The sequence below is a fragment of the Adonisia turfae CCMR0081 genome (assembly GCF_011009555.1).
Classification (GTDB): Bacteria; Cyanobacteriota; Cyanobacteriia; order Phormidesmidales; family Phormidesmidaceae; genus Leptothoe; species Leptothoe turfae.
In genome coordinates, this window is record NZ_QXHD01000004.1 from 1,586,052 (window position 1) to 1,595,098 (window position 9,047).

Below are 9,047 nucleotides of genomic sequence, written 5' to 3' on the forward strand. Positions count from 1 at the left end.
GGTTGTGGTATGTCCTCTTCCACAATGTCAATGGCAGATTGAAAATCATGGCTAAGCTGTCGGGCCACTAGTTTGCGATACTGTTTGGCCATGGGTTATCCCCCAATTTGAAAGATTACACCCAGGTATTCCCGGTATCCACAAACCTTGTCACCGGCTATATCAAAGGAAATAGCCGCCTGGTTTTCATAGGGATGACCCAACATCAGTCCCTGAGAACGCACTTCAAATAGAACCGTATTGCCACTGCTAAACGTGCGCTCTAGGGTTAGGGTCAGCCCCTCTGGAAAGACTTTTGAAACCATGGCAAAAAAGTCTGTAGCCTTTTCTTTGCCAGAATTTAGACCTTTGAAGGGACCTGCTGGGAACCAGAAGGTAAAATCATCACTCAGCCAGGCTAAAAAACGAGACCAATCTCCCGTTGATAGCCCCTGGGAAAAGTCTTGGAAGGCGGCTTCGGCAACGTTAAGAGTTTTAGGGCTGGCAGTTGTCATCAGTAGTTATCCAATTTACAAATCAACTGTGGCTAGACTATCAACGAAATCAGGTTGTCAAAACTGTTGGGAAAACTTATAGCAGTGCCTATATTTCTATGCTTAGGCTGTATGTATAGACTCTTCTTCAGTTAAAAATGGTAATGACAAAATACCCAAAATCTTGTCAATCTCTTTAACGTAGTATTCTTCTAAATCAATGGCCACAATTGGATAGGTCAAACGCAAGAATTTCCAGATAACGCCAGTGGTCACCACCCCATAGATAGTTGATATCTCCTCTTCTTGCTTTTGATTAAACCTATAGGCTGCCACCATTTCAGCAATACACTGCCCCAAACCACCTTTAATATCTTCATTTTTGGCTTCTACTAAGGTAACCACTGGAGAGCGAACCTCATATAAGTCTGCTGATGCTGTCAAGATATAGTCGCAGTAACCAGATAAACCCGCATCGGGATCAACCGTAAACTCAGTCCCTGAGAAAAAACCTACTTTACCCTTATATTGTCGCCTGAGTTCTAGCAAAATAGGGGCAATGATTAGCTCAGAGCGGGCTTTTTCGGTATTAACTGCATTGGCAAGCGGTAAATAGTCTTGCAAAGTCTCCTTTAAACGAAGATCTGGCTGCAGAGGTTTTACATCGTTGAAAAGTCTATGGTGTTCGTCAAGGGTTAAGTCAAAGGCTGCTTCTACCTGGCTGAGGGTTGTGAATTTGCTGTAAGGCATATTGCTGACTTCCCTTGCTCAAAACATTCTAAGCTAATAGTAACGTTATTAATAGTAATGTACTACTCTCATATCTATAGCAGCAGGTATGCTCGCAGACTAAGGAGCCACAATATTAAAATTCGCTAAAATTAAGGGGCTGCCATGGGTCTTAATGAATGCCACGGATTGTCCTAATTGCTGGGTTTGAAGCCTTTAATACACAGCTATATCAGCAGGTGGCGGATATGGCTCAGAAGCGCTGTCCTGAGTTGGACATTCGGGTATTTTGCGATTTGCCTAATGAACCTTATAAGATCGCATGTATTAATTGAACTAATATCACAGAGATAGCTGAATAAGAGGATAATGGCAGCCAAAGATCGATTTCATGAAGTCGTTAAAATTGCTCTGGAGAAAGAACAATGGACAATTACTGATGATCCATTGCGACTTGACGTTGGTGGAACAAAGTTTGAAATTGATTTAGGTGCGGAACAACTTTTAGCAGCAGAACGAGGAGCAGAGAAAATTGCGGTTGAAATTAAAACCTTTTTAAGTGACTCACCACTAACGGACTATCATGCTGCGTTAGGGCAATTTTTGAACTATAGACTTGCTTTGGAGATCAGTGAGCCGCAACGTATTCTCTATTTGGCAGTACCTGTTATAGCCTATGAAGCCTTCTTTAAACGGGAATTTGCACAACTTTCAGTGGAACGATATCAGATTAAGCAAATCATTTATGACCCTATTCAAGAGGTAATTGTTCGATGGATAACATAACGTCTTATCGAAATATAATTCAAACATTATTGACTGAGTATGCAGCAATTCCAATCTCCAATGGCGAGATTGAATGCCATACCGTTTTTGATATACAACAAGACCATTACCAGGTGATGAATGTGGGTTGGGACGGTCACCGACGAGTGTATGGTTGTGTGCTGCACCTGGATATTAAAGCAGGAAAAATTTGGATTCAGCAGAACATGACTGAGATTAGAGTAGCTCAAGAACTGGTTGATCGAGGAGTGCCGAGAACGGATATTGTCCTTGGGTTCCAAGCTCCTGAGATGCGGCAGTATACTGACTATGCAATGGCTTAGCCGCCAAAGAGTATTTAGCCAATTTTGATGGAGAGATATGGGCGGCTCAGACCAAACCATTAAAACTCGTTAAAATTAAGGGGCTGCCATGGGTCCTAATGAATGCCACGGATTGTCCTAATTGCTGGGTTTGAAGCCTTTAATACACAGCTATATCAGCAGGCGGCGGATATGGCTCAGAAGCGCTGTCCTGAATTAGACATTCGGGTATTTTGCGATCGCGACCTCACCACCCAACCTGACACCATTGCAACGGCCTTAGATGGAGCCGACGTATTCTTCGCCAGCCTAATTTTTGACTATGACCAGGTCCTCTGGTTGCGGGAGCGCGTGCAGGATATTCCCATTCGCCTGGTCTTTGAATCCGCCCTGGAGCTTATGGCCCTCACCCATCTGGGTAAGTTTGTCATTGGCGCGAAGCCAAAAGGTATGCCTAAGCCGGTCAAGTTTATCCTCAGTAAGTTTGGCAGCGGCAAAGAAGAAGACAAACTGGCTGGGTATATTAGCTTTCTCAAAGTTGGCCCCAAGCTACTGAAATATATTCCCGCCCAAAAAGTACAGGACCTGCGCAACTGGCTGATTATCTACGGCTATTGGAATGCAGGCGGTACTGAGAATGTGGCCTCCATGCTGTGGGTGCTGACAGAGAAATATTTAGGCCTGACCGTCGGAGAGATCCCAGCGGTGATTGAGACGCCGAATATTGGATTATTGCATCCGGATTATGAAGGATATTTTGAGTCGCCGAGGGCGTATGTAGATTGGTATCGGGCTAACTCCATAGGAGACGCTATGCGAACGACTTCGCTCAGCCCCCCGTTGACTGAGCGGAGTCGAAGTCAACCCCGTGTTGGCATTCTCCTGTATCGCAAGCATGTCATTACCAAGCAGGCCTATATCCCGCAGCTGATTCGCTACTTTGAGGAAGCAGACCTGATGCCGGTGCCCATATTTATCAACGGTGTGGAAGGCCACGTAGCCGTGCGGGACCTGATGACCACCGGATATGAACAGGCCCAGCGAGCCTTGGGCAATGTGGAATGTGCCTCTCTTTCCAACGAAGCGGCACAGGTGGATGCCATTGTGTCTACCATTGGCTTTCCCCTGGTAGGTGGTCCAGCAGGGTCTATGGAAGCTGGGCGTCAAGTGGCCGTGGCCAAGAAGATTTTAGGGGCAAAAAATGTGCCCTATTTTGTGGCAGCACCGCTGTTGATTCAGGATATTCACTCCTGGACTCGTCAGGGGGTGGGGGGACTGCAAAGTGTGGTGCTGTACGCTCTACCGGAACTGGATGGAGCCATTGATCCGATTCCGCTGGGGGGCCTGGTGGGAGACCAAATTTATCTGGTACCGGAACGGGTGCGTCGTCTGACTGGACGGGTGAAACAGTGGATTGCACTGAGGCGGAAAGAGCGGTGCGATCGCAAAGTCGCCATTATTCTCTACGGATTCCCCCCAGGCTATGGAGCCACCGGTACAGCCGCGCTTTTGAATGTACCAAAATCTCTCCTAACCCTTTTACAAGCCCTAAAAGCCCAGGGCTACCAGGTGGGAGAACTCCCCGAAGATGGCGAGAAAATCATTGACTGGGTGAAAGCAGCCGACGATGAAAATCAATGGATGACTCCCAAACAGGCAGAACAAATAACCAATAACGAAGAACTCCCCCCACTCTCCGTCCCAGCCACTGTCAATGTCAGAACCTTAGAAAAATGGTTGGGCTATTTGAAAACCTCCAAAATTGAAAAACAATGGCAGTCCCTTACCAAAAGCGGTATTAAGACCATCGGTGAAAATTTCCATGTGGGTGGCATTCAGCTGGGCAATGTGTGGATTGGGGTGCAGCCCCCCTTAGGCCTAGCGGGGGATCCCATGCGGCTGATGTTTGAACGAGATTTAACCCCCCACCCCCAGTACGCAGCGTTTTATACCTGGCTGCAAGAAGAGTTTCAGGCGGATGCGGTGGTGCATTTTGGCATGCATGGCACCGTGGAATGGCTACCGGGTTCCCCATTGGGAAATACGGGCTATTCCTGGTCTGACATTCTGTTGGGCAATCTTCCACACCTATATGTGTATGCAGCCAACAACCCATCAGAGTCCATTTTAGCCAAGCGGCGAGGTTACGGAGTGCTGGTCTCCCACAATGTGCCCCCCTATGGACGAGCAGGGTTATACAAAGAACTGATTACGCTGCGAGAGCTGATCGCTGAATTTCGAGAAGAGCCCCAGGCAAACCGAGTTTTGCAAGATGCCATTCTCACCAAGATTACCGATACAGGTCTGGCCACAGATTGTCCGCTGCCGGAGTTAAAGCAGCAAGGATTAGAGTTTACCCCAGAGCATGCCAAACTGTTTAGTAATGCCGTCTTAGATGCCTACTTTGTCACGGTATATGAGTATCTGCAAGTCTTGGAAAATCGTCTATTTTCCAGTGGCCTCCATGGGCTGGGTCAATCGCCTACGACAGAAGCTATTACCAGCTATCTTGCTGCCTACTTTGGAGAACGCCTGCACCCTGAGCTAATAGAACACATCGCAACGGATACCCTACCGGAGAAACCTCAGATCGACGTCCTGAACAAGCGTTATCCAGCCAGCGCGCCCATCACCGCAGCGCTATTGGACGAAGCCAGAATTATTCGTCAGGGCCTGATGCAAACCACGGATGAACTCACCAATCTGTTGCGAGGCCTTAACGGCGAGTACATTCCTCCAGCCCCCGGTGGCGATCTGTTACGGGATGGTCCCGGTGCTCTCCCCACAGGCCGAAATATCCATGCGCTAGATCCCTATCGTATGCCCTCTCCAGCTGCCTATGAGCGGGGACGTGCCATTGGACGGAAGCTGATCGCTCAGAATGTGGAGGACTCTGGTGAGTATCCTGAAACTGTTGCTGTGATGCTCTGGGGCTTGGACGCCATCAAGACTAAGGGAGAATCTTTAGGGATTTTGCTAGAGCTGGTGGGGGCGGAACCGATTAAAGAAGGTACGGGGCGGATTGTGCGCTATGGGCTAATCCCTCTAGAGCAGATGGATCATCCCCGCATCGATATTTTGGGCAATCTCTCCGGCATCTTTCGCGATAGCTTTGTGAATATCATTGAGTTGTTGGACGATCTGTTTCTCCGCGCTGCCGAGGCTGATGAACCCCCAGAACAGAATTTTATTCGTAAGCATGCCTTAGAGCTGAAAGCCCAAGGGGTGGAGAATGTGTCGGCTCGATTATTTTCCAATCCGGCTGGGGACTATGGGTCGCTGGTGAATGACCGGGTGACGGATTCTAACTGGGAGTCGGGGGAAGAGCTGGCGGATACGTGGCGAGATCGCAATGCCTTTAGCTACGGTCGTAGCGATAAAGGACAGGCTCGCCCAGACGTGCTCAATACTCTTCTACAAAGCACAGGCCGCATTGTGCAGCAAATTGACTCTGTGGAATATGGCCTCACCGACATTCAGGAGTATTACGCCAACACCGGAGCCCTCAAAAAGGCTGCCGAAAAACGTCAAGGTAAACGAGTGACTGCTAGCTTTGTGGAGAGTTTTTCCCAGGACACCACCCCCCGCAAGCTGGAAGAGGTATTGCGCATGGAGTATCGCACCAAGTTGCTTAACCCTAAGTGGGCTGAAGCCATGGCAGACCAAGGTTCTGGTGGAGCCTATGAAATTTCTCAACGGATGACGGCCCTGATTGGCTGGGGAGGGACCACTGGCTTCCAAGATAATTGGGTTTATGACCAGACCGCCCAAACCTATGCCTTGGATGAAACCATGGCGAATCGACTGAGGGAATCCAACCCAGAAGCATTCCGTAATATCATTGGACGGATGATTGAGGCTAATGGACGTGGGCTATGGCAAGCTGAAGAAGAAACCCTGGAAAAACTACAGGAGCTTTATGATGTCGCTGATGAGACACTGGAAGGTGTAGGGCTATAATGGCCATAATTAAGGAAATTGCCAAATCACTTGACCATGGCATCACCGTTTCCAGTTGGGAATCTATTTGCCTTCAGCTTACAACAGACTGTTCCCCCTATTCCAATTCCGCTGTTGCCCGGTGAATCAGATGTTTTACTAGAGCTCCAGCCATTACTCGATCAGGTGTATAAAAAGGGCCGATATCATTTGGCTATTGACTACAGTCAACCTCCTAGTCCTAAATTCGCTCCCGAACATCAGCAATGGGTGTTGGAACTCATAGAAAATCAATAACTGAAACTTGCTTATGGTAAGGCTTACTCGAAGATTTATTTCTGTTGGGCTGACTTTGACAATTTCTATTTTTCCTGTAATAGCTTGTACCCCGCAGCAGCAGACAGCGCAAAGAATTAGCCAAACCCCAAAAGACTCTCCCTGGCAAGAAATTGGTCAGTTACCAACGCCTTTAGAATCCCACCAAATGATGGTATTGGGTGACTATATCTATGTGATTGGTGGCTGGAATGAGACCAAAGGCATTCATGAGGATGTCTTTTTTGCGCCCCTAACGTCAGAGGGCACATTTGGTGACTGGCAAGACACAACGGCTCCGTTGCCTCTAAAGCTACAACACCATATGGTGGCTATCCATAAGGGTGCTTTTTATGTGTTTGGAGGAGATAATGGCTTCTGGGATGGCAGTGAGGTTTCTAGCCGAATTCTGCGGGCGGTGCCCAATCAGCAAGGTGATATTACAGAATGGGTAGATGTAGGAGAGTTACCAGAGCCACTAACAATCCATGCCGTCACTAGCCTGAATAATCAGCTTTATATTCTGGGTGGCAGCAATACGTTTCGCCCCAACAACACGACGGTAATTGATAAAGTGTTTACAGCGACCATTGCCGCTGATGGAACGGTGGGAGATTTTCAAGAGCTGGTCCCCTTTCCTACACCCATCGGCTGGGTAACGGCAACAACTGTGGACAATCGCATTTTTGCAGTGTCTGGCACTGCCCAGTTTAGACCGAGTGAATTACTTGATCAGGTTTGGGTGGCTGATGTTCAAGTGGATAAAACCCTGTCACCGTTTGAACCGGTGGGGACAATTACAGCACGACAGCGACATGCAACTGTTTTGGTGGATAGAACAGTGGTTGCGATCGCAGGTGGTGCAACCAACAAAGTTCTCTCCACCGTCGAAGCCGCCACGGTTGATGACCAAGGTAATCTCGGATCCTGGACAGAGCTACCGCCTTTACCCGAATCCCGCTATGCCCATGCTGCCTTTGTCCATAATGGTTACATTTATGTGTCCGGTGGTTTCATAAAATATGGTAGCAATGAGACCAGTACTCAGATATTTAGATTACCTTTTGAGCAGGGGTAGTACCAATTGTTAATGCATGAAAATGGACGTTTACAGCGTTAAATCACAAATCCCACAGGGCGGCTAGGGTATACGGTCCACCGTCCACCTGCCAGAAAGTGCCGTCCACATAGCGACGGTTTAAATCTAGCTCGGCTATTGTCTGCATGTCGGCGGCAGTTAGCGACAAGTCAGCAGCGGCCAAATTTTGCTTAATACGGTCAGGATTAACTGACTTAGGAATCACTGCGGTGCCTCGCTGCATGGCCCAGCTCAGCAGCACCTGAGCGGGTGTGGCTCCATGGTGTTTAGCAATGGTTGCAATGGTTGGATTTTCCAACAGAACAGGTTCGTCATCGGCCTTCAAGCTATCAGGCCGATCCGCTGACCCCAACGGTGAATAGGCCGTCAGATAAATATTGTTTTCTTCGCAGAAATCCAGCATTGAGGTTTGCTGTAGGTAAGGATGCAGCTCAATCTGGTTCATTTCCGGCTTTAAGCGGGCGTTTTCCAGTAAATCCTGTAGTTTGGCCATACTGAAGTTAGACACCCCGATGTGACGGCATAGCCCCTCATCTGCCAAACCCTCCATTTCACTCCAGGTAATTAAAATGGGCAATACTTCCAGCGAAACTAATTTTTCGGGCGTCAGGGGAAACGTTGCCCCCTTTTTCAGGGCAACAGGCCAGTGGATAAGATACAGATCCAGATACTCTAACTGCAAATTCGAGAGGGTTTCCTTCAGGGCAGGCCGCACATCCTCCGGCGCATGGGAATCATTCCATAGCTTTGAGGTAATCCACATTTGCTCACGAGTAACCACGCCTTCACTAAATGCGTCTGACAGAGCATGACCAACTTCGGCTTCGTTGCCATAGATGTGGGCACAGTCAATGTGGCGATACCCCGCTGCAATGGCTGCCTTAACAGCCTTATACACGTCGCCAGGTGCAGACTTCCATGTGCCTAATCCTAAAATCGGCATCTGGTCGCCGTTTTTAAATTTAAATGTAGTTACCATTTATCTGCTCCGAGCGATGAACATTTTCCATCCTGTCTTTTCATCAAAGTAGCAGGGAAAATTAAATTTGCGTCAAACTCAGCATTTAATCCTGTGATTAGGGGCCTTAACCTGCCTGATTTCAAGACGGCGTTGGCAGGCGATAATCACTAACATATTTTACTTTTACCCAACGCTGAAGCATCAAGTTGTAAAGCTAACGGCACGTTGCTATTGGAGTGATGTTAACGTCATGGGAGATTCTCACAACTCAACCTGGGTTGATGTTTAGAATCCTCCCAAAACTGAGACGCATGAATGAAATTTGGTAATAGGCCTACTATGTTAACAATTTCTTCAGCATTAGAAACTATAGCAAGCCTTAGCAATCGACCTCTACACAGTACAGGAGCATGGCAACCCTATGCAATTTTGACCCACTGTGC

At 47.9% G+C, this 9,047-nt stretch carries 9 protein-coding genes; 6 read left to right on the plus strand and 3 right to left on the minus strand.

What is annotated here, in order from left to right; genetic code table 11:
• Positions 1–95 precede the first annotated feature (95 nt).
• Positions 96–494, minus strand: coding sequence for a nuclear transport factor 2 family protein (locus DXZ20_RS10970; protein WP_163669042.1), 399 nt, complete (start codon positions 492–494; stop codon positions 96–98).
• Between the two features lie 102 nt (positions 495–596).
• A complete protein-coding gene (locus DXZ20_RS10975; RefSeq protein ID WP_163669040.1) occupies positions 597–1,223 on the minus strand; it encodes a hypothetical protein in 627 nt (208 codons plus the stop codon).
• Between the two features lie 158 nt (positions 1,224–1,381).
• Between DXZ20_RS10975 and DXZ20_RS10980 the strand changes: the two genes are divergently transcribed.
• The 6 genes from DXZ20_RS10980 to DXZ20_RS11005 all read left to right on the plus strand — a co-directional run bounded on the left by DXZ20_RS10980 (position 1,382) and on the right by DXZ20_RS11005 (position 7,622).
• Positions 1,382–1,537: a hypothetical protein gene (locus DXZ20_RS10980; RefSeq protein ID WP_163698169.1), complete on the plus strand. Its 156-nt coding sequence runs from the start codon at positions 1,382–1,384 to the stop codon at positions 1,535–1,537.
• A gap of 34 nt (positions 1,538–1,571) precedes the next feature.
• A complete protein-coding gene (locus DXZ20_RS10985; protein ID WP_163698171.1) occupies positions 1,572–1,988 on the plus strand; it encodes a XisH family protein in 417 nt (138 codons plus the stop codon).
• Positions 1,976–2,311 carry a XisI protein gene (locus DXZ20_RS10990; protein ID WP_163698173.1) on the plus strand — a complete coding sequence of 112 codons (336 nt, stop codon included), beginning with the start codon at positions 1,976–1,978 and terminating at the stop codon, positions 2,309–2,311. The genes DXZ20_RS10985 and DXZ20_RS10990 overlap by 13 nt, the downstream gene beginning before the upstream one ends.
• 102 nt (positions 2,312–2,413) lie before the next feature.
• Positions 2,414–6,250 carry a magnesium chelatase subunit H gene (gene bchH / locus DXZ20_RS10995; protein WP_163698175.1) on the plus strand — a complete coding sequence of 1,279 codons (3,837 nt, stop codon included), beginning with the start codon at positions 2,414–2,416 and terminating at the stop codon, positions 6,248–6,250.
• A 36-nt stretch (positions 6,251–6,286) separates the two neighbouring features.
• Entirely contained in the window at positions 6,287–6,526 is a 240-nt protein-coding gene (locus tag DXZ20_RS11000) for a DUF4058 family protein (RefSeq protein WP_250565124.1), read from the plus strand.
• Positions 6,527–6,581: 55 nt separating this feature from the next.
• Positions 6,582–7,622 (plus strand): Kelch repeat-containing protein, encoded by a 1,041-nt coding sequence (locus DXZ20_RS11005; protein ID WP_250565717.1) that lies wholly within the window; start codon positions 6,582–6,584, stop codon positions 7,620–7,622.
• Between the two features lie 43 nt (positions 7,623–7,665).
• Here DXZ20_RS11005 and DXZ20_RS11010 read toward each other — a convergent pair whose 3' ends face one another.
• Positions 7,666–8,622, minus strand: a complete 957-nt coding sequence (locus tag DXZ20_RS11010; protein WP_163698177.1) for an aldo/keto reductase — start codon at positions 8,620–8,622, stop codon at positions 7,666–7,668.
• Positions 8,623–9,047 lie beyond the last annotated feature (425 nt).

Excerpts from the sequence above, each read along its gene's own strand:
- DXZ20_RS10980 (WP_163698169.1), top strand. The coding sequence starts at position 1,382 with ATGCCACGGATTGTCCTAATTGCTGGGTTTGAAGCCTTTAATACACAG.
- DXZ20_RS10975 (WP_163669040.1), bottom strand. The coding sequence starts at position 1,223 with ATGCCTTACAGCAAATTCACAACCCTCAGCCAGGTAGAAGCAGCCTTT.
- DXZ20_RS10990 (WP_163698173.1), top strand. The coding sequence starts at position 1,976 with ATGGATAACATAACGTCTTATCGAAATATAATTCAAACATTATTGACT.
- DXZ20_RS10985 (WP_163698171.1), top strand. The coding sequence starts at position 1,572 with ATGGCAGCCAAAGATCGATTTCATGAAGTCGTTAAAATTGCTCTGGAG.
- bchH (WP_163698175.1), top strand. The coding sequence starts at position 2,414 with ATGCCACGGATTGTCCTAATTGCTGGGTTTGAAGCCTTTAATACACAG.
- DXZ20_RS11010 (WP_163698177.1), bottom strand. The coding sequence starts at position 8,622 with ATGGTAACTACATTTAAATTTAAAAACGGCGACCAGATGCCGATTTTA.
- DXZ20_RS11000 (WP_250565124.1), top strand. The coding sequence starts at position 6,287 with ATGGCATCACCGTTTCCAGTTGGGAATCTATTTGCCTTCAGCTTACAA.
- DXZ20_RS10970 (WP_163669042.1), bottom strand. The coding sequence starts at position 494 with ATGACAACTGCCAGCCCTAAAACTCTTAACGTTGCCGAAGCCGCCTTC.